This is a genomic window from Streptomyces enissocaesilis (assembly GCF_039533765.1).
In the GTDB taxonomy this organism is placed as follows: Bacteria; Actinomycetota; Actinomycetes; order Streptomycetales; family Streptomycetaceae; genus Streptomyces; species Streptomyces enissocaesilis.
In genome coordinates, this window is the sequence record NZ_BAAAUD010000012.1 from 16,887 (window position 1) to 37,503 (window position 20,617).

Here is a 20,617-nt window from a genome sequence, read left to right on the forward strand (position 1 = left end):
CTCCGGCCCGGTCAGCGCAGGGCGCGCAGGCGCCTGCGCGCCGGGCCCAGCGCCCGGCCCCGGGAGGACACGTCCGCCCAGGGGTTCGTGCGGGCCTGTTCCAGTACGCCGTCGGTGTCCGTCAACGTCCAGCTGCGGGCGGTCACTTCCTTGTCGTCGAGCTGCTCCCACGAGAGGGGCGCGGCGACCGGCGCGCCCTCCTCCGGCCGGACCGACCAGGGGGCGACCGCCGTCTGCGCGTAGGCGTTGCGCTGGACGTCGAGGTAGAGGCGGTCGCCGCGGGACTGTTTGCGTACGGCCGTGGTCAGCGCGTCCGGGTGGCGCTCGGCGAGGGTGTCCGCGACCTCCTTGGCGAAGGCGCGGGAGTCGTCGAACGTGGTGTTCCCGTCGAGGGGCACGATCACGTGCAGACCCTTGGAGCCCGTGGTCATGAGCGTGGACGGCAGCCGCAGCTGGTCGAGGAGCTCGCCGAGCCGGTGCGCCGCCTCCCGTACGGCCGGGAAGCCGTCCCCGGGAGGGTCGAGGTCGAAGACCAGCCGGTCGGGCCGGTCGACGCGGCCGGCCCGGGAGAGCCAGCGGTGGAAGGTGAGGCACGCCTGGTCGGCCAGGAAGACGAGGGTGGCACTGTTGTCGCACACGGTGTGCGTGACGGTGCCGCCCTCCTTGGCCACCCGCTCCCGGCGCACCCACTCGGGGTAGTGGGCGGGGGTGTCCTTCTGCATGAAGCGCGGGCCTTCGGTGCCGTCGGGACGTCGCTCCAGCATGAGGGGCCGGTCGCGCAGCTGGGGCACCATGAACGCCGACACCCGCCGGTAGTAGCCGGCGACGTCGGCCTTGGTGATACCGCAGTCGGGGAAGAGGACCTTTCCGGGCCGGTGGACGGTCACCGTGCGGTGTCCGGCCCGCACGGTCGTGGTGTCGTCACTCGTCGTCATCGCCTCTCCTGAACTCGCTCCGGGCCGTACAGCCGCAGCGGCCGTACTCGAAACAGCGCGAGCACGGGCCCGCCCGGGTGGGCGGGCCCGCGCGGCGCAGGGAGGGTGGCGGGGCGTTCAGGGCGCCCCGCCACCCACTCCCCGCCGCGCTCTCACCGTACGACCACCTTCTCCGCCAGGAGCTTCACGGCGGCCGCGATCGAGTCCGCGTCGATGCCCGACGCGTTGAGCTGCTCCGGCTCCGTGGCGGAGCCCGGCATGTTCCCCACGGCCAGGCGGACCAGCCGCGGCACCGGGCGCCCGTCGGCGAACACCTCGGCGACCGCGTCGCCCAGGCCGCCCTGCGGATGGTGGTCCTCCACCGTCACCAGGCAGCCGGTGGCCTCCGCCGCCGCCTGTACGGCGCGCTCGTCGACCGGCTTGACCGAGTACAGGTCGACGACCCGGACCGGCAGGCCGTCCTGGGCGAGCAGGTCGGCGGCGCGCAGCGCCTCGTGGACCGTCACACCCGCGGCGAGCAGGGTGAGCCTGTCGTCGTCGCCGGAGCGCAGCAGCTTGCTGCCGCCGACCGGGAACTCCTCGTCGGGCCCGTAGAGGACGGGCATCGCGCCCCTGCTGGTGCGCAGGTAGCGCACGCCCCGGCTCTGCGCGTCGCCCTCCGCCATCGCGGCGACGAGGTGCGCGGTCTGGTTGGCGTCGCACGGGTACAGGACGGTGCTGCCGTGTACGGCGCGGAACATCGCGAGGTCTTCGAGTCCCATCTGGGAGGGCCCGTCCTCGCCGATGGCCACTCCGGCGTGCGAGCCGACCACGTTGATGCCGGCCCTGCTGACCGCCGCCATCCGCACGAAGTCGTGGGCGCGGGTGAGGAACGCCGCGAAGGAGGAGGCGTACGGGACGTAACCGCGCGTCTGCATCCCGACCGCCGCCGCGACCAGTTGCTGCTCGGCGATGTAGCACTCGAAGAACCGGTCCGGATGCTCCTTCGCGAAGAACTGCGCCCGCGTGGAGTCGCTCACCTCGCCGTCCAGGGCCACGACGTCGGGGCGCGCGGACCCGAGTGCGGCGAGCGCCTCGCCGTACGCGTTGCGGGTGGCGACCTCGTCGCCCCGCTCGTAGCGCGGCAGTTCCAGCGGGCCCCCGGCGGGGGCGGCCGCGCTCCGGCCGGTGTGCGGCGTGTTGACCTCCACCCGGACGAACCGGGGGCCGCCGAGCTCCTCGATCGCTTCCCCCGCGTCCTCCAGGGGCTTGCCGTGCCTGCCCTCCTGGTCCTCCACGGCGGCGACGCCGCGCCCCTTGCGGGTGCGCGCGATGACCGCGGTGGGCCGCCCGGTGGTCGAGCGCGCCTCGTCGAAGGCGGCGTCGACGGCCTCGACGTCGTGCCCGTCGACCTCGACGGTGTGCCAGCCGAAGGCGCGCAGCCTGCGGGTGTACGCCGCCAAGTCCCAGCCGTGCCGGGTGGGACCGCGCTGCCCGAGCCGGTTGACGTCGACGACCAGGGTGAGGTTGTCGAGGCGCTGGTCGGCCGCGTGCTCGACGGCCTCCCACACCGATCCCTCCGCCATCTCGCTGTCGCCGCTCAGTACCCACACGCGGTAGGGGACCCGGTCCAGACGCTTGCCCGCCAGGGCCACGCCGACGCCGACCGGCAGCCCCTGCCCGAGCGAGCCCGTCGCCACGTCCACCCAGGGGAGCCTGGGGGTGGGGTGTCCTTCGAGGCGGCTGCCGAGCCGCCGGTACGTCAGCAGTTCCTCGTCGTCGACGGCGCCGGCCGCCCGGTACATGGCGTACAGCAGGGGCGACGCGTGGCCCTTGGAGAGGATGAACCGATCGTTGCCGGGATGGTCGGGCCGGTCGAAGTCGTAGTGCAGATGCCCGGCGAGGAGTACGGCCGCGAGGTCCGCCGCCGACATCGACGAGGTCGGATGGCCCGACTGGGCCGCGTCGGCGGCCCGTACCGCGTCGACCCTCAGCTGCTGTCCGAGCTGGATGAGCTGTTCGCTGTCCATGTCACTCCTTGTGGTCACCCCTCAGGTCACCCCTTGGGTGTGCTGGTCGTCCGGCCGCCCGCGCGGGCCGGGGATCCTGGCCAGTTCCGGTGACGAGGTGTCGAGCGGGACCGACCAGGACCGTACGAGGCCCAGCTGTACGGCCTGGCGCGGCAGTACGGCGTCGAGCGCCCAGTCGGCCGCGACCCGGATCCGGTTCCCCGGCATGGCGGCGAGGTGGTAACCGCGCGTGACCGCGCCCGCGACCGGCCCGGACAGCGGGATCCCGAGCGGGTTGGCGGCGGCCTTGACCCCGCCGAGGTCCACGAGGAACCCCATGTCGTGGTGGCGGTACGCCTGCCGTTCCCCGTACCCCAGGGACGCGGCGACGTTGCGGCCCGCCACCTTTCCCTGCCGGGCGGCGTGCTGCGCGGTCATCGGGGTGAACTCCCCCGGCCGGGTGAGGTCCGGCACGGCCGCGGCGTCGCCGCAGGCGAAGACCTCCGGGTGTCCGGGCACGTTCAGTCCGGGTTCGACGAGCAGGCGCCCGCGTTCGACCGGCAGGCCGACCTCGGAGACCAGCGGGTCGGGACGTACGCCGACGCACCAGATCAGGGACTTGGTGTCGACGAACTCGCCGTCGTCCAGCCGGACCCCTTCCGGGGTGGCCTCCCTGACGGACGTCCGCGTCCGTACGTCGACCCCGCGCCCGCGCAGCACCTTGTCCGCGGTCCGCGACAGGCGCCGGTCCAGTTCGGGAAGGATGCGCGGCGCGATGTCGAGGAGCAGCCAGCGCGGCTTGTGCTTGGCGTGGCGCCAGGCGCGCTGCTTGCGGACGAGGGCGTCGGTGAACATCTTGCCCTGGGCGGCGACCTCGGTCCCGGTGTAGCCGGCGCCGACGACGACGAAGGTGCAGCGCGCGACGCACTCGTCGGGGTCGCCGGTGGCGGCGGCCAGTTCGATCTGGCGCGTCACGTGGTCGCGCAGGTAGAGGGCCTCGGGCAGGCCCCGGAACCCGTGGGCGTACTCGGAGACGCCGGGGACCGGCAGCAGCTTGTTGACGCTGCCGACGGCCAGTACGAGCCGGTCGTACTCCAGCTCGCCCGTGTCGCCCTCGGGGCCCGTGTAGTGCACGCGGCGTGACGCCAGGTCGACGCGGTCCGCCGCGCCGAGGACCAGCCGTACGCGCGGGAGCGTCCCCGGCAGCGAGACCGTCACCCGGCGCGGTTCGAGGATGCCGGCGGCGACCTGCGGCAGGAGGGGCAGGTAGAGGAAGTAGTCGGTGGGGTTGAGGAGGACGATCTCGGCCCTGTCCCGGACCTCCCGGGAGAGGGTCCTCGCGGCCTGATGGCCGGCGAATCCGGCTCCGACGATCACGACGCGGGGACGTTGACGGGTCACGCTTTCACCTCGTGCACGGGGCTGGGGCGATGGACCTTCCCGGTGCCCCCGAGCCCGGGGGCCAAACACCGGGCGGTGCGGGTTTCCCCGGGTACGCGCTGGTTACCCGGCCCGCAGAAACCGTTCGCGCTGGAGGCACTTCCCATGACCGAGTTCGGATATTTCCTGTCGAGCGAGGAGTTCGGCCCCAAGGACCTCGTCGAACAGGCCCGGATGGCCGAGCAGGCCGGCTTCCAGGCCCTGTGGATCTCCGACCACTACCATCCGTGGAACGAGGAACAGGGGCAGAGCCCCTTCGTCTGGTCGGTGATCGGCGCCCTGTCCGAGGCGGTCTCCCTGCCGGTGCAGACCGCCGTCACCTGTCCGACCGTACGCATGCACCCGGCCGTGGTCGCCCAGGCCGCGGCCACGGCGGCCGTCCAGCTGGGCGAGGGGCGGTTCCGGCTCGGCGTGGGCAGCGGCGAGGCGCTCAACGAGCACATCCTGGGCGGCGCCTGGCCCAGCACCCGGGTGCGGCTGGAGATGCTGGAGGAGGCCGTACAGCTGATCCGCAACCTCTTCGACGGCAACGAGGTCAGCCACGAGGGCAAGCACTACACGGTGGAGAACGCCCGGCTCTACACCGTGCCCGACGAGCACGTCCCGATCGACGTCTCCGCCTTCGGCCCCAAGGCCATGGCGCTGGCCTCGCGCATCGGCGACGGGCTGATCACCATGGCCCCCGACGGGGAGTCGGTGGCCCGCTTCCGGAAGGGCGGCGGCGGCTCCAAGCCGGTCAGCGGCGGCACCAAGGTCTGCTACGGGCCCGACCGCGACGCGGCGGTGCGCACGGTCCACCGGCTGTGGCCGAACGAGCAGTTGCCCGGCGAACTGGGCCAGGTCCTGCCCACACCACGCCACTTCGAGCAGGCGTCGACCCTCGTCACCGAGGACATGGTCGCCTCGAACGTGGTGTGCGGCGACGACGCGGACGCGCACGCCCGTGAGCTGCTGGCCTACGCCGACGCCGGTTTCGACCGGGTGTACGTGAACCAGATCGGCCCCGACCAGCGCGGCTTCTTCGACTTCTACCGCACGAAGGTGCTGCCGCAGGTCCTGGGCACCTGAGGCCGGGCACGGAAGACCGGGCACGGAAGACCGGGCACAGGGGGCCGGGCGCGTGAGACCGATGGAGCGCACCGTCTCGCATCTCAAGATACGCGTCTCACATTTCGGCATGCCCGCGTAACGTACGGCGTACCGCTTCCGCGAGAAGCCGAGAGAAGGAGTACGCCATGCCGGAGGAAACCGCGGTCTACACCCATGGGCACCACGAGTCGGTGCTGCGCTCGCACAGCTGGCGGACCGCCGCCAACTCGGCGGCGTACCTGCTGGGCGAACTGCGGCCGGGGCTGGACGTGCTGGACGTGGGCTGCGGTCCCGGCACCATCACGGCCGACCTGGCCGCGCTCGTCGCCCCCGGCCGGGTGACGGCGGTCGACGCGGCCGGAGACGTGCTCGGGCGGGCGCGCGAGGTGGCGGCGGAACGCGGCCTGACCAACGTGGAGTTCGCGGTGGCCGATGTCCACGAGCTCGGTTTCCCCGACGACTCCTTCGACGTCGTCCACGCCCACCAGGTGCTCCAGCACGTCGGCGATCCGGTGCGGGCGCTGCGGGAGATGCGCCGGGTGTGCCGCCCCGGCGGCGTCGTCGCGGCGCGCGACAGCGACTACGCGGCGATGACGTGGTTCCCCCAGGTGCCGCTCATGGACGAGTGGCAGCAGCTGTACGGCCGGGTCGCCCGCGCGAACGGCGGCGAACCGGACGCGGGCCGCAGGCTCCTGTCCTGGGCGCGGCGCGCCGGCTTCACCGGCGTACGGGCCTCGGCGGCGGCCTGGTGCTTCGCCACGCCGGAGGAGCGCGCCTGGTGGAGCGGGCTGTGGGCGGACCGTACGACGGCATCCGTGTACGCCGAACTGGCGGTGGACGGCGGCCACACGACCGCGGACGGACTGGCGGCGATCGCGGGGGCGTGGCGCGAGTGGGGCGGCCGGGACGACGCGTGGTTCATGGTGCCGCACGGGGAGGTGCTCTGCCGCGTGTGACGCACGGAGCGGGTGGCCCGTGCGGCTGCGGGGCCGGTTCCCCACCCCGCTTCCCGCTGGTCATGGTGGGGCTCCGCCGTGTGAGGGGCTCCGCCCCAGGTCCCGGACACCCCCGGGCGTGTCCTCGAGCGGCGGAGCCGCGAAGTGTCACAGCGGGAAAGGGCGGGGTGGGGAACGGGCCCCGCGGGGCACCGGTCCGCACCCCGCGCGTACACCGGTCGGGCGGCCGGGCCACCAACTACCCTGGCCCCCATGGAGATCCTCGGAACCACGCTGCGCATCTGCGTCGACGACCTGGAGGCCACGGTGGTCTTCTACGAACGCCTCACCGGAAGCCGCGCCCTGCGCTTCGAGCGCGGCGGAGTCTCCGTCGCCGCGGTCGGCTGCTTCCTCCTGATGAGCGGTCCCGAGTCCGAACTCGAAGTGCTGCGCAAGGTGTCGGCCACCATCGCCGTCAAGGACGTCGACGAGGCGGGTGCGGCCCTGACCGGGGCCGGCGCCCGCATCATCGCGGGCCCCGTCCCGACCCCGGTGGGCCGCAACCTGATCGCCGCGCACCCGGACGGCTCGGTCTTCGAGTACGTCGACCGGCGCGCCGTCCTCTGACCGCGGCCGCTCCCCCGCCGGCTACTCCCCCGCCGGCCGCATCCGGTAGTCGTACGCCTCGGGCAGCGGCTCGTCACCGGCCGCCGCCGCCCACACCTCGCCCAGTACCTCCGCGCCCTCGCGCAGGTCGGGCACCTCGAAGCCGGCGTCGAAGAGCGCGCGGGCGCCCTCCCTGTCCCCCTCGGCGACGAGGAGCTGCGCCTCGACGAGCCGGAAGCGGCCGCTCTCGCGCACGGCGGGGGGCAGCCCCTCCCAGACGGCGCGGGCCGCCCGCGGACGCCGTACCGCGAGAAGCGCGGCGATCGCCTCGCGGCCGAGGGCGGCCGTCGCCGCCGTCCACGCCTCGCCGTCGGACCGCTCCTGGTGCCCGCCGTCGCCCCGCTCCTGACGGAGGAGATCGTCGAACGCCTCGGCGTAATGGTCGGCGGCGCGCTCGGAGTTGCCCGCCTCCCGGTCGGCGACGGCGAGGCAGCGCAGCAGCGGCCAGCGCACGGAGGCCGGTTTGAGCCCCCGCTCCCAACTGCGCACGGCCTGGGCCACATCGCCCGCGTGCCACTGGGCGACCCCCAGGTGGTACTCGGTGAGGGGCTCCGCCGGCGCCGTCTCCAGCATGTCCCGCCAGTGCGGCGCGACCAGCGACGGGCCCGGGAGGGCCGCCTCGCGCGGCGCCGGGAAGGTGCCGCTGCGCTCCAGCTCCAGCCAGGGCAGCTGCTGTTCGCCGAGCGTCGCCTCGTCGAAGGGCGTGCCGGGGAGTTCCAGTGCGGCGCGCACGACTTCGAGCGCGCCCCATCCGGAGCCGGTGGCGAGCGACTCCCCGGGCGCGTGGTCGGCGTACGGCCGCCACGCCTCGTAGGCCGCCTCCACCCGCGCGCGCGGCAGCGCGTCCTCCAGCCGGGCCTCCGCCTCCGCGCGGGCCGCCGCCCAGTCCCCGCCGTGCACCGCCCCGGGGTCGGCGGCCAGCGGACCGTACGCCTCCAGCCAGCTGAACTCGGCGCCGGCCTCCAGCGGTACGTGCTCCAGCTGGGTACGGGCGAGGCCGGCCTGGATCTCGGCATACCCCGGGGTCCCCGGCTCGGTCAGCCACCGCTGCCAGCGCCGCCCGCCGCGCCCCGCGCCCCACAGGAACAGCTTGCGGCCGCGCAGCAGATCGGTGGAGGTCTGGACGAGCCCCTGCCCGTCGGCGCCGAGCGAGGCGATCCACTTGCGGGCCCCTTCGGGCACCTCGTAGAAGTAGCCGGCCGGGAACTCGCCGCGCAGCGGGTACGTACGGTCGACACCGTCGCCGTGGGAACGCGGCACCGGCACGCGCCGCAGGCGCCGTTCGTACCCGAAGTGCCAGGCCTCGTCCGCCGGGGCGAGCACCCGGGTCCCCTCGTCCTCCGGGACCGCCGTGCTGGACCACCAGTAGGTGGGCACGGTCCGCTCGTGCGGGTTGCGTATCCGTACGCCGACGTACAGGAAGTCGGAGTCGGCCGGCAGCCACAGGTCCACCTGGAAGGGCAGGTCGCGCAGCCGTTCCCACTCCCAGAGCCGGACCATGTCGCCGCCGTCGGGGGCGGGGACGACCGCGGCGTGCAGCGGGGCGCAGGACAGCGTCGTGTGCCCGGTCGCGCCGATGTTCCACTCCAGGCCGCCGGAGAACCAGGCGCCGTTGAGTGCGAAGTCGGCGGGCTGGAGGACCGGGTTGCGGTAGAGCAGTTCGCGTCCCGTCGGTTTGTGGAACAGCGAGTGCACGCGCCCGCCGAGCCCCGGCAGCACGGTCGCGCGCAGTCGGTCGTTCTCGATGACGATCGCGTCGAAATCCGTCCGCGCGCGCTCGCGTCCGTATCCGTCCAGGACGCGTACGGGCAGGAGGGTGCGCAGCGGTTCGTAACCGGCCTGGCGGGCCATGTCGCGCGGCAGGCGGGCGCGCGAACGCTCGTCGAGGGCGTGCGTCCCGTCGAGGGGGCGGAGCACCGGCAGTGGGTTCTCCGGCCCCAAAGGGGCGGCGGGCAGGGTCAGTACGGCGCGTCGCACGGTCGTGGCCAAGGCAGTCTCACTCCCTCACACGGGCCGCCGTCCACCGGCGCCCGACGCCCATCCGAACACGGCGGGCGCCTCCCTGACCAGGGGGTCCTGGGGAAGACCGCCGGGGGTCAGCGGCGCATTTCCGAGGTGATCGCCCACCGTTCGTGGTCGCGCCAGGCCCCGTCGACGTGGATGAAGTCCGGTGAGAAGCCCTCCAGCCGGAACCCGGCCGCGCGGACGAGCGCGAGGGACGCCTTGTTCGCGGGCTGGACGTTGGCCTCCAGCCGGTGCAGGCCCATGGGGCCGAAGGCCCGGTCCATGACCAGGCCGAGGCCCTCGCTCATCAGACCGCGGCCCGCCGCGTGCGCGAACGCGCCGTAGCCCAGCGCGCCGCACAGGAAGTTGCCCCCGACGATGTTGTTGATGTTGATGAAGCCCGCGATGCGGCCGTCCGGGCGCTCGCACACCAGGAAGCCGACCCGTGCCGGGTTGTCGATGAGCAGATCCGCGTAGGCGGCGTACGCGGCGGGCCGCTCCGGCGGGAAGAGCCACGGGTGGTGCAGGCTCCTGCTCTCGCGCGCCAGCGCGGTGAACTCGTCGGCGTCGGCGTGGCTGAAGTACCGCAGGCCCACGCGCGGGCCTTCGGCGAGGTAAGCGGCGCGCTCGGGGCTCTCGGACATCCCTCCAGGCTACTTCCGCCCCTCCCCGGCGCACGCGACCGGGCGGGCGGGCGTGTGAGGGGGAGCAGCGCCGGCCGAGCGAGCCCCTGGTCATTGGAGGCTCCAGGACGCCGGTGTCCTCGGGGGCGCTGGTGACCGTCACCGGCTTGACGCCCCGGTTGCCGTAGGAGGCGTCGCCGCTCGCCGCGACGACGAACTCCAGCCGTGTCCGGCCCCGTAGCGGTGCACGATGCCGGAGGGCGAGACGGTGCGGGGACGGCTCACGCCGGGCACGCGGACCGGTGCGACGATGCGCTGGACGAGCAGGGCCTGTGAAGAGACGGCTCGGGCCGGTCCTGCCGACGGCGCGCGGAAGTGCGTTGTCGGACCCGGCTGTTACGTTCCGGGGATGACGAAACGCGTTCCCTTCACCGGTGGCGAGAAGGAAAGTCTCCAGGTCTCCCTGGACCGGCACCGCGATGCCGTGCTGTGGAAGCTCGACGGCCTCGACGACGAGCAGCTGCGCCGGCCCATGACCCCGTCGGGGACCAGCCTGCTGGGTCTGGTGAAGCATCTGGCGAGCGTCGAGTACGGCTGGTTCTGCACCACGTTCGGGCGCGAGAGCGAGCCCTTGTGGTTCGAGCCGCAGGACGACATGACGGTGACCGAGGGCGAGTCCGCCGCGGACATCGTGGAGCTCTACGGCCGCGCGCGGGCCGCCGCCGACCGGGCCGTGGCCGAGCTCGGCCTGGAGACACGGGGCACCTCGTGGTCGGGCAACACCGTGTCGATGCGCTGGGTGCTCATCCACATGCTGGAGGACACCGCGCGGCACGCGGGTCACATGGACATCATGCGTGAGCTCCTCGACGGGGCGACGGGCGACCACCCGGGGGCCTGAGCGCCTGCCGCCTCACCGCAGCGCGGGCACGTCGAGGGTGAGGGTGCGGGCGTCCGTGTCGAGTACGGCGGGCACGCCGAGCGGCATGGTCAGGGCGGTCGCGCAGTGCCCGAAGCCCAGCTCCTCGACGACCGGCACCCCCAGGGAGCCCAGCCGGTCGTACAGCAGCGTCCGCACCTCCTCCTCGTACGGGCCGCACCCCTCCCACGAGCCGAGGGCGATACCCGCCACGCCGTCCAGCCAGCCGGAGCGCAGCAGCTGGGTGAGGATCCGGTCGAGGCGGTACGCCTCCTCGCCGATGTCCTCGATCAGCAGCAGGCCGCCGCGGGCGCCGGGCCTGGCGTACGGAGTGCCCAGGTCGGCGGCGAGCAGGCTGACGCAGCCGCCGAGCGTGACGCCGCGCGCCCGGCCGGGGACCAGGACGCCCGCCGCCTCCAGGCCGAGGGTCATGACCGACTCGGGCTCGAAGAGCGTGGCCCGCAGCGCGTCCCGCGTCGGGCCGTCCTCGAGGAAGGGGACGCTCGCGGCCATCGGCCCGTGCAGCGTGGCCAGGCCCAGCCGTACGGCGAAGGCCTCGTGCAGCGCGGTGATGTCGCTGTAGCCGACGAAGACCTTGGGGCCGGCCGCGCGCATCGCCGCCCAGTCGACCAGGTCCACCATGCGCTGGGCGCCGTAGCCGCCCCGCGCGCAGATCACCGCGTCCACCGACGGGTCGCACCAGGCCTCCTCCAGGTCCCGGGCCCGCGCCCCGTCCGATCCCGCCAGATATCCGAACTCCCGGTGCAGGTCCCGTACATGGGGACCGACCACCGGTTCGAGGCCCCAGCTCCGCAGGATGCCGAGGCCCTCTTCGAGCCGCTCCGGGGGGACGGGCCCGCTGGGGGCCACGACGGCGACCCGCGCCCCCGCCCTCAGTCGCGCGGGCCTGGTCAGAGGAGTCAGAGGAGGCGCAGGAGTCGAAGGAGCGAGGGGCGTCAGAGGCGCAGGGGTCATGTGGTGAGTTCCAGACGGGGTACGTCGTCGCGGTCGATGCCGAAGGTCTGGGCGTAGAGGGAGAGTTCGGCCTCCAGCGCGCGGGTCACGGTCCCGGCCCTGCGGAAACCGTGCCCCTCCCCCTCGAAGGCGAGGTACGCGTGCGGGACGCCGCGTCCCGCCATGCGCTCCAGGAACCTCTCGCACTGCGCGGGCGGGCAGATCACGTCGTCGAGCCCCTGGAGCAGCAGGAACGGCGCGGTGATCCCGTCGGCCCGGTACAGGGGCGAACGGTCGCGGTAGCGGTCGGGACAGGCGGCGCGCGGTCCGACCAGGCTCTCCAGGTACCGCGACTCGAAGTCGTGGGTCCCGTCCGTCGCCCAGCCTTCCAGGTCGAGGACCGGGTAGATCACGGTGCCGCAGGCATAGACGTCGGTGCCGGCCAGCGAGGCCGCCGCCGTCCAGCCGCCCGCGCTGCCGCCGCGGATCGCGAGCCTGCGCGGATCGGCCGTGCCCTCCTCGGCCAGGGCGACGGCGACGGCGGCGCAGTCCTCGACGTCCACGACGCCCCACTGTTCGCGCAGCCGGTCGCGGTACTCGCGTCCGTACCCGGCGGAGCCGCCGTAGTTGACCTCGGCGACGCCGATCCCGCGCGAGGTGAAGTAGGCGATCTCCAGGTCGAGTACGAGCGGGGCGCGCCCGGTCGGCCCGCCGTGCGCCCACACCACGTACGGCGGCAGTTCGTCGCCGGGGGCGATGCGGCCGGGGTTGTGCGGCGGGTAGATGTGGGCGTGGATCCCGTGGCCGTCGGGTCCGGTGAAGACCCGGATCTGCGGCTCGGGATAGAAGGCGGGGTCCACCGGGTCCTCGTGCGCGGAGCCGATGACCCGGGTGCGCCCGGTGCGGGTGTCGAGCTCCATGACCTCGTACGCGCTGCGCGGGCTGGCGGCGACGCCGACGACCCGGCTGCCGTGCACGGCGAGCGTGGGGGCCCACTCGGTCCAGGGGCCCGCCGAGTCGACGACCTCGCAGCTCTCCGGGTCGAGGATGCCCAGCGCGGTGGCGCCGCTGCCGTGGATGACGGCGATCAGGCCGTTGTCCAGCGGGTGGAACCAGCGCAGGCCGATCTTCCACAGCGGCCCGCCGAACTCCTCGGCGCGGGCGCAGAGCGGGGCCGCCGTTCCCCGGTGCGGGTCCGCGCGGTACAGGTTCCACCACCCGTCGGCGTCACTGGCGTAGAGCAGCTGTCCGTCGGCGGTCCAGTCGACCTGGGGGACCGACTCCTCGGGTCCGCCGGCGAAGCGCCGCGGGTCCCGGAAGGTGCCGTCCTCGGCGATGTCCGCGAGGATCACTTCCGTGCCGTCCCAGGGCATCCGGGGATGGTCCCAGGCGATCCAGGCCGCCCGCAGCCCGTCCGGGGAGACACGGGGCCCGGTGACGAAACGGTGCGCGCCGTCGGAGAGTTCGCGGACGGCGGCGCGGTCCTCGGCGGCCGAGCCGTCGAGCGGTACGGCGGCGATGACGCGCCGTACGTCGGTGGGGGCCCCGCCCGTGAATTCCTCCAGCACGCACCACACCTCGCCCGCCGCGCCCCGGTCCACGCGCAGCTGCGGGTCGGCCCAGCGCAGCCCGCCGCCGACGGCCGAGACGGGGGTGAGGGGCCGGGGCGCGGCGCCGGGCGCGTCGGGTTCGTACGCGTAGAGCCGCTGGTCGGGGTAGTGGACGAAGACGACGAGCGGCCCGCCCACCGCGCGCTGGGCGCCGGCCCAGGGCAGGCCGCCGTACTCGACGACTCGGCTGCGTACGTTCCAGGGTGCGGGCAGAACCGATTCCTCGGCGCCGTCCGCCCGCCGGCGCACCAGCGCGCGCCGGCCGCCCTCGGTGGGGCGCGGCACGGTCCACCACACCTCGTCGCCGACCATGCCGACGTACTCCGGGTGCCCGCCGTGCGAGGCGGCGAGCCCGGCGCCGATCGGCGACGGCCAGCTTCCGTACGGCCCCGTGGGCACCATGCCTTTCAACTCCCCGTGCTGGGCGGTCCGCTGCGCGTCTGCCGTGCGGTCCGGCTAGGCGGTCTTCAGGTAATGGTCGAGCACCCGGACGCCGAAGTGGAGGGCCTCGACCGGAACGCGTTCGTCCACGCCGTGGAAGAGCGCCCCGTAGTCGAAGTCGACCGGCAGCTTCAGCGGCGAGAAGCCGTACCCCGTGATGCCGAGCCGGGAGAACTGCTTGGCGTCCGTGCCGCCCGACATGCAGTACGGCACGACGTGCGCGCCGGGGGCGAAGTGCTCCACCGCGGCGCGCAGTTTCGCGTACGTCGGCGAGTCGGTGGGCGCCTGGAGGGCGGTCTCCCGGTGGTGGAACTCCCAGTCCACCTGGTCTCCCGTGAGCAGGTCCATGGTCTGGCGGAACTCCTCCTCGCCGCCGGGCAGGAACCGCCCGTCGACGTAGGCGGTCGCCCGCCCCGGGATGACGTTGACCTTGTAACCGGCGTCCAGCATGGTGGGGTTGGCACTGCCCCGTACCGTCGCCTCGACCAGCTCGGCGGCCGGGCCCAGCTTGTTGAGCAGCGCGTCCACGTCGAAGCCGGGCGCGTCGAAGTCCGGTGCGTCGAGGTGGTGCAGGGCGGCGAGCTCGGTGAGGGCGGCCCGGACGGTCGGGGTGAGCCGCACCGGCCACTCGTACGCGCCGATCCGGGCGATGGCGGCGGCCAGCCTGCTCACGGCGTTGTCCCGGTTGACCTTGGAGCCGTGGCCCGCCGTGCCGACGCCGGTGAGCTTGAGCCAGCCGGTGCCCCGCTCCCCCGCGGCGATCGGGTAGATCTCCATGCCGGGGCCCGCGTGGAAGGTGTAGGCGCCGGATTCGCTGATGCCTTCCGTGCAGCCCTCGAAGAGCTCCGGGTGCTCGGCGGCGAGGAAGCCGGAGCCGTCGGCCGCGCTGGCCTCCTCGTCGGCGGTGAAGGCGAGCACGATGTCGCGGCGGGGCCGGGTGCCGGAGCGCGCCCAGGCCCGTACGACGGCGAGGACCATCGCGTCCATGTTCTTCATGTCGATGGCGCCACGGCCCCAGACCACCCCGTCGCGGACCTCCCCGGAGAAGGGGTGCACGCTCCAGTCGGCGGGCTCGGCGGGTACGACGTCGAGGTGGCCGTGGACGAGGAGGGCGTCGGCGGACGGGTCCGTGCCGGCGATCCTGGCCATGACGTTGGTCCGTCCGGGGGTCCGTTCGAGCAGGAGGGGCGCGAGCCCGGCACCGGCCAGCCGCTCGGCGACGTACTCGGCCGCCGGGCGCTCGCGGCAGTCGCCGCCGCCCCGGTTGGTGGTGTCGATCCGGATGAGGTCGGACGTGAAGGTCACGACCTCGTCGAGCGCGAGCGCGTCGATCGTTCCCCCGTCGACCGGCTGCTGATGCCGATGCTGGTCAGCCATACTGCTCCTCCACCGCGGCCGAGACGACAGTCGTCACGGCCTTGAACGTACGAATGCCCTCATACATCGTCCCGCTGGTGTACGCGACACGCCGCTCTCCGGTCGCCTCCACCCCCGGCACCACGGTCGCGGCGCCGGAGAGGTGCTCCGCGTCGAACTCCAGCTCCACGGCGAACGGGCCGCCGCGCACCGGTGCGTGGCGTACGGCGAGAGCCGTCGCCTCCTTCGCGGCGGCCCTGATGTCGGCGGCGGTGCGGGCCGGGGTGCGGCACACCGCGGCGTACCGCGAGACGTGGTCCTTGACCGCGACCCTGCGGGCCCCGGGAGCGTACCCCTTCGCGTCCTCGCAGGTCAGATCGTCACCGGTGACAAGGATCACCGGTACGCCGTACTCCGCGACGACATGGGAGTTGAGCAGGCCCTCACTGGCCCGCTCGCCGTTGACCCACACGCCCGTGATGGAGTTGGCGAGGTAGGTGTGCGCGAGGACGCCCTCGGTGCCGGCGCCGGTGTGGTAGCCGACGAAGGCGATGCCGTCCACGTCCCCGTGCTGCACGCCCTCGACCATGCTGAGCGCCTTGTGGCGGCCCGTGAGCATCTCGGCGCGCTCGTCGAGGTGCTCCAGGAGGAGGTTGCGCATGGTCCAGTGCGCCTCGTTGACGAGCACCGCGTCGGCGCCCCCGTCGAAGAAGCCGAGAACGGCGGCGTTGACGTCGGAGGTGAACAGGGAGCGGCAGCGCTCCCACTGCGGTGTGCCCGGCAGCACGTCGGCGGGCCAGGTGACACCGGTGGCACCCTCCATGTCGGCGCTGATGAGGATCTTCATGGGTCAGCCGTCCCCTCGCAGGTCATGCCGCGTCACGTTACGCGCCGGGGAACCGCCGGGCCAGGGCCACATGCGGGTTCAGTGGTCCAGTCCTCTGCAAGGAGAGCACACGGGGAGGGCGAGGGGAGCGCCGGGGGGAGCGGGGAGAGGGACCGGGGGGGAGCGGGGAGAGCGCGAGGGGAGCCGGTCAGTCGTCCGGCCCCTCGACCAGAACCACCTCCAGGGTGCGCGGACCGTGCACGCCCTCGACCCGGTCCAGCTCGATGTCACTGGTGGCCGAAGGGCCCGAGATCCAGGTCAGCGGCCGCCGGGGGTCCAGCCGCTCCAGGGCCTGGGGCACCGAGCCGACCACCTGGTCCGGGACCCGTACGACACAGATGTGGTGGTCGGGCACCAGGGTGATCCGGCGTCTGCCCTGGTCGGGGCCGGCGTCCAGGACGATCGTGCCGGTCTCGGCGATCGCGACCGCGCAGCCCGTGACCACGCTGTCCACGGCGTCCAGCCGGTGTGGGGTGCTCGCCTCCCGGTCGTGCACCCGGACCGGGTCCGCGGCGGCCAGCCAGTGCGGCGGGAGTCCCGGCGGTACCAGCACCGTCCGCGAGCCCCGCTCGGCCAGGAGCCGCACCAGCAGCGCCGGCAGCCCGGCCGGGTCCGACCGGTGCACGAGCGCCCGGTAGTCCGCCAGGTTCTCCGCGAGCAGTCCGACCGTCTCCTCGGCGCTCCGGTCGCCGTGCACCCGCAGGTAGCCGCGCTCCACCCGCACGTCCTGCGGCCGTTCGCCGGCCGGCACGTCCGCCAGGGCCCGGCGCACCCGCGCCAGCACCCGCTCCCTGCTGCTCACTCGGCTCCTCCGCGGGTGCGCTGCCACCAGTCCCTGAACGGTTCCGCGGGCAGCTCGGGCAGCGCCCGCGTGTCGCTCCATGCGCGCCCCGGCCCCGGCAGCCGCTTCGGATGGACGCGGCGGGTACGGGACGCCAGCCGCTGTCCGGCCCGCAGTACGCCCGGACGGTCCAGCGTCCAGCGCGCCGCGCGCATCGCCGCGCGCTCCGCCGCGTGCCCCTTGGCGGGCCTGATCGTGACCCGCGCCCCGTTCCTGGTCACCGTCCCGCCCTCGACCACCCGCTCCCGCAGGTGCACCAGTACCTCCGGGATGTCGATGGCGACGGGACACACCTCGTAGCAGGCGCCGCACAGCGACGACGCGTACGGCAGTGAGGCGTCGACCTCGCTTCCCGTACCGCGCAGCTGGGGGCTGAGGATCGCGCCGATCGGCCCCGGGTAGACCGAGCCGTACGCGTGCCCGCCCGCCCGCTCGTAGACCGGGCACACGTTCAGGCACGCCGAGCAGCGGATGCAGCGCAGCGCCTGGCGCCCCACCTCGTCGGCCAGCGTGTCGGTGCGGCCGTTGTCCAGGAGCACCAGGTGGAAGTCGCGCGGCCCGTCGCCGTCCGTCGTACCGGTCCACATGGTCGTGTACGGGTTCATCCGCTCCGCCGTCGAGGAGCGGGGCAGGAGCTGCAAGTACACCTCCAGGTCCCGCCAGGCCGGGACGGTCTTCTCGATGCCGACGACGGAGATCAGTGTCTCGGGGAGGGTCAGGCACATCCGTCCGTTGCCCTCGGACTCGACCACGACGAGGGTGCCGGTCTCCGCCACCATGAAGTTGGCGCCCGAGATGCCGACCTTGGCGCGCAGGAACTTCTCCCGCAGGTGCAGCCGGGCCGCCTCGGCCAGTTCGGCCGGGGTGTCGGTCAGCCCCTCGGGGGCGGCCCGTCCCCAACTCCCCATCTCCCGGGCGAAGATGTCACGGATCTCGCCCCGGTTGCGGTGGATGGCCGGCACCAGGATGTGCGACGGCCGGTCGTCGCCGAGCTGCACGATCAGCTCCGCGAGGTCGGTCTCGTAGGCGCGGATGCCTTCGGCCTCCAGCGCCTCGTTGAGCCCGATCTCCTGCGTGGCCATCGACTTGACCTTGACGACCTCGCTCTGGCCGGTGGCCTTCACCAGCCCGGTCACGATCCGGTTGGCCTCCTCGGCGTCCGCGGCCCAGTGCACGGTGCCGCCCGCCGCCGTGACCGACTCCTCCAGCTGGACGAGGTAGTGGTCGAGATGGCGCAGCGTCCGGTCCTTCACGTCCTTGCCGGCGGCGCGCAACCGCTCCCAGTCGTCCAGCTCGGCGACGGCCTTGGCGCGCTTGTCGCGGATGGTGTGCGTGGCGTGGCGGAGGTTCTTGCGCAGCGTCTCGTTGCCCACGGCCTCCCGCGCGGCGGCCGGGAACGCCGGCATCCCCAGATACGTACCGCTCGTACCGCTCATGTGTACGGTTCCTCCTCGGTCGCGGCGAGGATCTCCGCGATGTGCACGGGCCGTACCGTGGACCCCTGCCTGGTGAGCGTCCCGCCGATGTGCATCAGGCAGGAGTTGTCGACGGTGCACACCGCCCCGGCGCCCGTGGACTCGATGTCGCGCACCTTGTCCGCGCCCATCGCCGCCGACACGGCGGCGTTCTTCACGGCGAACGTGCCGCCGAAACCGCAGCACTCCTGCGCGCCCGGCAGTTCGCGCAGCTCCAGCCCCCCGACCTGCTCCAGCAGTCTGCGCGGCCGGTCGCGCAGACCCAGCACGCGCAGCCCGTGGCAGGTGGGGTGGTAGGTGACGGGGTGCGGGAACCAGGCACCGACGTCGGTCACACCGAGGACGTCGACCAGGAACTCCGTCAGTTCGTACGTCTTCGGCACGGCCCGCGCCGCGGCGTCCGCCAGCGCCCGGCCGCGCCCCTCGGCGGCGGCCTTGGCGCCGATCCGCGGGTAGTTGTCGCGGACCATCGCGGCGCAGGAACCGGAGGGCGTGACGACGTACGCGTAGTCGGCGAAGGCCGCGTCGTAGCGCCGTACCAGCGGTTCGGTCTCGTGGCGGTAGCCGGTGTTGAACTGCGGCTGCCCGCAGCAGGTCTGGGCCTGCGGGAAGTCCACCTCCACCCCAAGCCGCTCCAGCAGCCGCACGACGGCCTGCCCGGTGCGCGGATAGAGCGTGTCGTTCACGCACGTGACGAAGAGGGCTACGCGCACGTCACGTCCTCCTCCCCCGGCAGCCTGTGCCGATCCGGTCCGCGGCCTCGTCCCATGCGGAACGATCACCCGCCGGACGGTAGTACCGCAAGGGCTGGGTGGCGCGCACCAGGGCCCGCAGCCCGGCGAGTCCGCCGCCGACCACCCCGGCCGCGCGCGCCTGGACCAGCACGTTGCCGAGCGCCGCCGCCTCGGCGGGGCCCGCGACGACCGGCAGGCCGGTCGCGTCCGCCGTCAGCCGGCACAGCAGCGTGTTGTGCGCGCCGCCGCCGACGACGTGCACCGTGCCCGCCGTCCGGCCGGACAGCGCCTGGGCCTCCTCGACGGCCGCGCGGTGGGCCAGGGCGAGCGAGTCGAGCACGCAGCGGGTGGTCTCGACGGGGGTGCGGGGCTCCGGCTGCCCGGTGCGGGCGCAGGCCCGTGCGATGCGGCGGGGCATGTCGTCCGGCGCGAGGAAGACGGGGTCGCCCGCGTCCACGACCGAGCGCAGCGGGGCCGCCCGCGCCGCCCCGTCGAGGAGGGCGGCGAGGTGCTGCGGATCCCCCTGCGCCTCCCAGGTGCGCAGGCACTCCTGCAACAGCCACAATCCCATGATGTTGCGGAGGTAGCGGACGGTGCCGTCCACCCCCAGCTCGTTGGTGAAGTTCGCGGCCCGGGACGCCTCGGTGAGCACCGGGCGGTCGAGTTCGAGCCCGGCGAGGGACCAGGTCCCGGTGGCGATGTACGCGAAGCCGCTCCCGTCCCCGCCCCCGTCCGCGGGGACGGCCACCACCGCCGACGCCGTGTCGTGCGAGCCCACGGCGGTCACCGGGACGGGTCCGGTCAGCCCCGTCTCGGCCAGCACCCCGGACCGCAGCGGCCCGGCCGGGTCGCCGGGGCTGCGCAACGGCGGGAACAACCCGAGGTCGATGCCCAGGCGCGCGGCGACGACGGGCGACCAGGTGCGGGTGCGCGGATCGACGAGCTGGGTGGTGGAGGCGTTGGTGATCTCGGTGCCCGCCTCGCCCGTCAGCCAGTACGAGATCAGGTCGGGTATCAGCAAAAGCTGCTGCGCGGCGGCGAGTTGCGGCGTTCCCTGAGCCGCGACGAGCTGGAAGACGGTGTTGAACGGCAGGTGCTGGATCCCGGTGGCGGCGTACAGCTCCTCGGGCGGCAGCGCGGCGGCGACCTTCTCCGGGGCGCCGTCGGTCCGGGTGTCCCGGTAGTGCACGGGGTTGCCGAGCAGGGCGCCGTCGGCGTCGAGCAGCCCGTAGTCCACCGCCCAGCTGTCGATCCCGACCCCCGCCAGCGGCCCGCCGGCCGCCGCTCCGGCCGCCCGCAGGCCGTCGAGCACGCCCCGGTAGAGGGCGAGGACGTCCCAGTGCAGCGTCCCGCCGGTCCTCACGGGCCGGTTCGCGAAGCGGTGCACCTCCTGGAGGTCCAGGGTCCCGGGCCCGACCCGGGCGACCATGACGCGTCCGCTGGAGGCGCCCAGGTCCACGGCGGCGAAGGAGTGGGTGCGGGTGGGTGGCATGAGTTCCTCGTGGAGTGCGGTGGGGTGGGGACGGGGGCGGCGGAGCTGTTCCCCACCCCGCCCCCGTCCCGGACCGGGGCTGCGCCCCAGACCCCGCTCCTCGAACGCCGGAGGGGCGGCAAGCTGCCGCACGCACATCCGGCGCAGCCGGATCAAGCCCGCCCGGCGGTCGAGGACACGCCCGGGGCGCCCGGGGCCCGGGGCCTGCCCCGGTGCGGGAAGGGGCGGC

Annotated in this window: 17 protein-coding genes and 1 pseudogene; 4 read left to right on the forward strand and 14 right to left on the reverse strand. The window is 73.9% G+C overall.

Annotated features, from left to right (window positions below):
- Nucleotides 1-11: 11 nt before the first annotated feature.
- The 3 genes from ligD to ABD374_RS04480 form a co-directional block, all read right to left on the reverse strand.
- Entirely contained in the window at nt 12-935 is a 924-nt protein-coding gene (ligD, locus tag ABD374_RS04470; protein WP_344490958.1) for a non-homologous end-joining DNA ligase, read from the reverse strand.
- Between the two features lie 152 nt (nt 936-1,087).
- The gene (locus tag ABD374_RS04475; protein WP_344490961.1) at nt 1,088-2,944 is read right to left on the reverse strand and encodes a transketolase; all 1,857 of its coding nucleotides are present in this window, start codon (nt 2,942-2,944) and stop codon (nt 1,088-1,090) included.
- 21 nt (nt 2,945-2,965) lie between these two features.
- The gene (locus ABD374_RS04480) at nt 2,966-4,324 is read right to left on the reverse strand and encodes an NAD(P)/FAD-dependent oxidoreductase (RefSeq protein ID WP_344490964.1); all 1,359 of its coding nucleotides are present in this window, start codon (nt 4,322-4,324) and stop codon (nt 2,966-2,968) included.
- Nucleotides 4,325-4,468: 144 nt separating this feature from the next.
- Here ABD374_RS04480 and ABD374_RS04485 point away from each other — a divergent pair, with 144 nt between their 5' ends.
- The 3 genes from ABD374_RS04485 (at nt 4,469) to ABD374_RS04495 (ending at nt 7,014) form a co-directional block, all read left to right on the forward strand.
- Nucleotides 4,469-5,431, forward strand: coding sequence for a TIGR03557 family F420-dependent LLM class oxidoreductase (locus ABD374_RS04485; RefSeq protein WP_344490967.1), 963 nt, complete (start codon nt 4,469-4,471; stop codon nt 5,429-5,431).
- A gap of 167 nt (nt 5,432-5,598) precedes the next feature.
- Nucleotides 5,599-6,408 (forward strand): class I SAM-dependent methyltransferase, encoded by an 810-nt coding sequence (locus ABD374_RS04490; RefSeq protein WP_344490970.1) that lies wholly within the window; start codon nt 5,599-5,601, stop codon nt 6,406-6,408.
- A 252-nt stretch (nt 6,409-6,660) separates the two neighbouring features.
- On the forward strand, nt 6,661-7,014 hold the full coding sequence (locus ABD374_RS04495) for a VOC family protein (RefSeq protein WP_344490973.1): 354 nt from the start codon (nt 6,661-6,663) through the stop codon (nt 7,012-7,014).
- A 21-nt stretch (nt 7,015-7,035) separates the two neighbouring features.
- On the opposite strand, the gene ABD374_RS04500 is transcribed toward ABD374_RS04495, so the two are convergent.
- The 3 genes and pseudogenes from ABD374_RS04500 to ABD374_RS04510 all read right to left on the reverse strand — a co-directional run.
- Entirely contained in the window at nt 7,036-9,042 is a 2,007-nt protein-coding gene (locus tag ABD374_RS04500; protein ID WP_344490976.1) for a DUF5107 domain-containing protein, read from the reverse strand.
- Nucleotides 9,043-9,149: 107 nt separating this feature from the next.
- Complete coding sequence (locus ABD374_RS04505; protein WP_344490979.1) at nt 9,150-9,701, reverse strand: GNAT family N-acetyltransferase; 552 nt, start codon at nt 9,699-9,701, stop codon at nt 9,150-9,152.
- A 91-nt stretch (nt 9,702-9,792) separates the two neighbouring features.
- Nucleotides 9,793-10,004, reverse strand: a pseudogene (locus tag ABD374_RS04510) (peptidase S15); the annotation flags it as partial.
- 85 nt (nt 10,005-10,089) lie between these two features.
- Here ABD374_RS04510 and ABD374_RS04515 point away from each other — a divergent pair.
- On the forward strand, nt 10,090-10,581 hold the full coding sequence (locus ABD374_RS04515) for a DinB family protein (RefSeq protein ID WP_344490982.1): 492 nt from the start codon (nt 10,090-10,092) through the stop codon (nt 10,579-10,581).
- Nucleotides 10,582-10,593: 12 nt separating this feature from the next.
- Here the strand turns inward: ABD374_RS04515 and ABD374_RS04520 are convergent, their stop codons facing one another.
- From ABD374_RS04520 to ABD374_RS04555, 8 genes are all read right to left on the reverse strand, one after another.
- Complete coding sequence (locus tag ABD374_RS04520; protein ID WP_344490985.1) at nt 10,594-11,574, reverse strand: S66 peptidase family protein; 981 nt, start codon at nt 11,572-11,574, stop codon at nt 10,594-10,596.
- A complete protein-coding gene (locus tag ABD374_RS04525; protein ID WP_344490988.1) occupies nt 11,571-13,565 on the reverse strand; it encodes a S9 family peptidase in 1,995 nt (664 codons plus the stop codon). The genes ABD374_RS04520 and ABD374_RS04525 overlap by 4 nt, the downstream gene beginning before the upstream one ends.
- A gap of 54 nt (nt 13,566-13,619) precedes the next feature.
- Entirely contained in the window at nt 13,620-14,981 is a 1,362-nt protein-coding gene (locus ABD374_RS04530) for a M20/M25/M40 family metallo-hydrolase (protein ID WP_344490991.1), read from the reverse strand.
- On the reverse strand, nt 14,974-15,807 hold the full coding sequence (locus ABD374_RS04535; RefSeq protein ID WP_344490994.1) for a M55 family metallopeptidase: 834 nt from the start codon (nt 15,805-15,807) through the stop codon (nt 14,974-14,976). The genes ABD374_RS04530 and ABD374_RS04535 overlap by 8 nt, the downstream gene beginning before the upstream one ends.
- A gap of 187 nt (nt 15,808-15,994) precedes the next feature.
- Nucleotides 15,995-16,648, reverse strand: a complete 654-nt coding sequence (locus tag ABD374_RS04540; protein ID WP_344490997.1) for a LutC/YkgG family protein — start codon at nt 16,646-16,648, stop codon at nt 15,995-15,997.
- Nucleotides 16,645-18,123: a LutB/LldF family L-lactate oxidation iron-sulfur protein gene (locus ABD374_RS04545; protein ID WP_344491000.1), complete on the reverse strand. Its 1,479-nt coding sequence runs from the start codon at nt 18,121-18,123 to the stop codon at nt 16,645-16,647. Before ABD374_RS04545 ends, ABD374_RS04540 begins: the two co-directional genes overlap by 4 nt.
- Complete coding sequence (locus ABD374_RS04550) at nt 18,120-18,875, reverse strand: (Fe-S)-binding protein (RefSeq protein WP_344491003.1); 756 nt, start codon at nt 18,873-18,875, stop codon at nt 18,120-18,122. Before ABD374_RS04550 ends, ABD374_RS04545 begins: the two co-directional genes overlap by 4 nt.
- A gap of 1 nt (nt 18,876) precedes the next feature.
- The gene (locus ABD374_RS04555; protein WP_344491005.1) at nt 18,877-20,388 is read right to left on the reverse strand and encodes a rhamnulokinase; all 1,512 of its coding nucleotides are present in this window, start codon (nt 20,386-20,388) and stop codon (nt 18,877-18,879) included.
- Nucleotides 20,389-20,617 lie beyond the last annotated feature (229 nt).

Bases quoted from the DNA above. Each gene is read 5' to 3' on its own strand.
- ABD374_RS04505 (WP_344490979.1), bottom strand. From the start codon at position 9,701: ATGTCCGAGAGCCCCGAGCGCGCCGCTTACCTCGCCGAAGGCCCGCGC.
- ABD374_RS04495 (WP_344490973.1), top strand. From the start codon at position 6,661: ATGGAGATCCTCGGAACCACGCTGCGCATCTGCGTCGACGACCTGGAG.
- ABD374_RS04555 (WP_344491005.1), bottom strand. From the start codon at position 20,388: ATGCCACCCACCCGCACCCACTCCTTCGCCGCCGTGGACCTGGGCGCC.
- ABD374_RS04485 (WP_344490967.1), top strand. From the start codon at position 4,469: ATGACCGAGTTCGGATATTTCCTGTCGAGCGAGGAGTTCGGCCCCAAG.
- ABD374_RS04530 (WP_344490991.1), bottom strand. From the start codon at position 14,981: ATGGCTGACCAGCATCGGCATCAGCAGCCGGTCGACGGGGGAACGATC.
- ABD374_RS04520 (WP_344490985.1), bottom strand. From the start codon at position 11,574: ATGACCCCTGCGCCTCTGACGCCCCTCGCTCCTTCGACTCCTGCGCCT.
- ABD374_RS04515 (WP_344490982.1), top strand. From the start codon at position 10,090: ATGACGAAACGCGTTCCCTTCACCGGTGGCGAGAAGGAAAGTCTCCAG.
- ABD374_RS04535 (WP_344490994.1), bottom strand. From the start codon at position 15,807: ATGAAGATCCTCATCAGCGCCGACATGGAGGGTGCCACCGGTGTCACC.
- ligD (WP_344490958.1), bottom strand. From the start codon at position 935: ATGACGACGAGTGACGACACCACGACCGTGCGGGCCGGACACCGCACG.
- ABD374_RS04545 (WP_344491000.1), bottom strand. From the start codon at position 18,123: ATGAGCGGTACGAGCGGTACGTATCTGGGGATGCCGGCGTTCCCGGCC.
- ABD374_RS04475 (WP_344490961.1), bottom strand. From the start codon at position 2,944: ATGGACAGCGAACAGCTCATCCAGCTCGGACAGCAGCTGAGGGTCGAC.
- ABD374_RS04490 (WP_344490970.1), top strand. From the start codon at position 5,599: ATGCCGGAGGAAACCGCGGTCTACACCCATGGGCACCACGAGTCGGTG.
- ABD374_RS04525 (WP_344490988.1), bottom strand. From the start codon at position 13,565: ATGGTGCCCACGGGGCCGTACGGAAGCTGGCCGTCGCCGATCGGCGCC.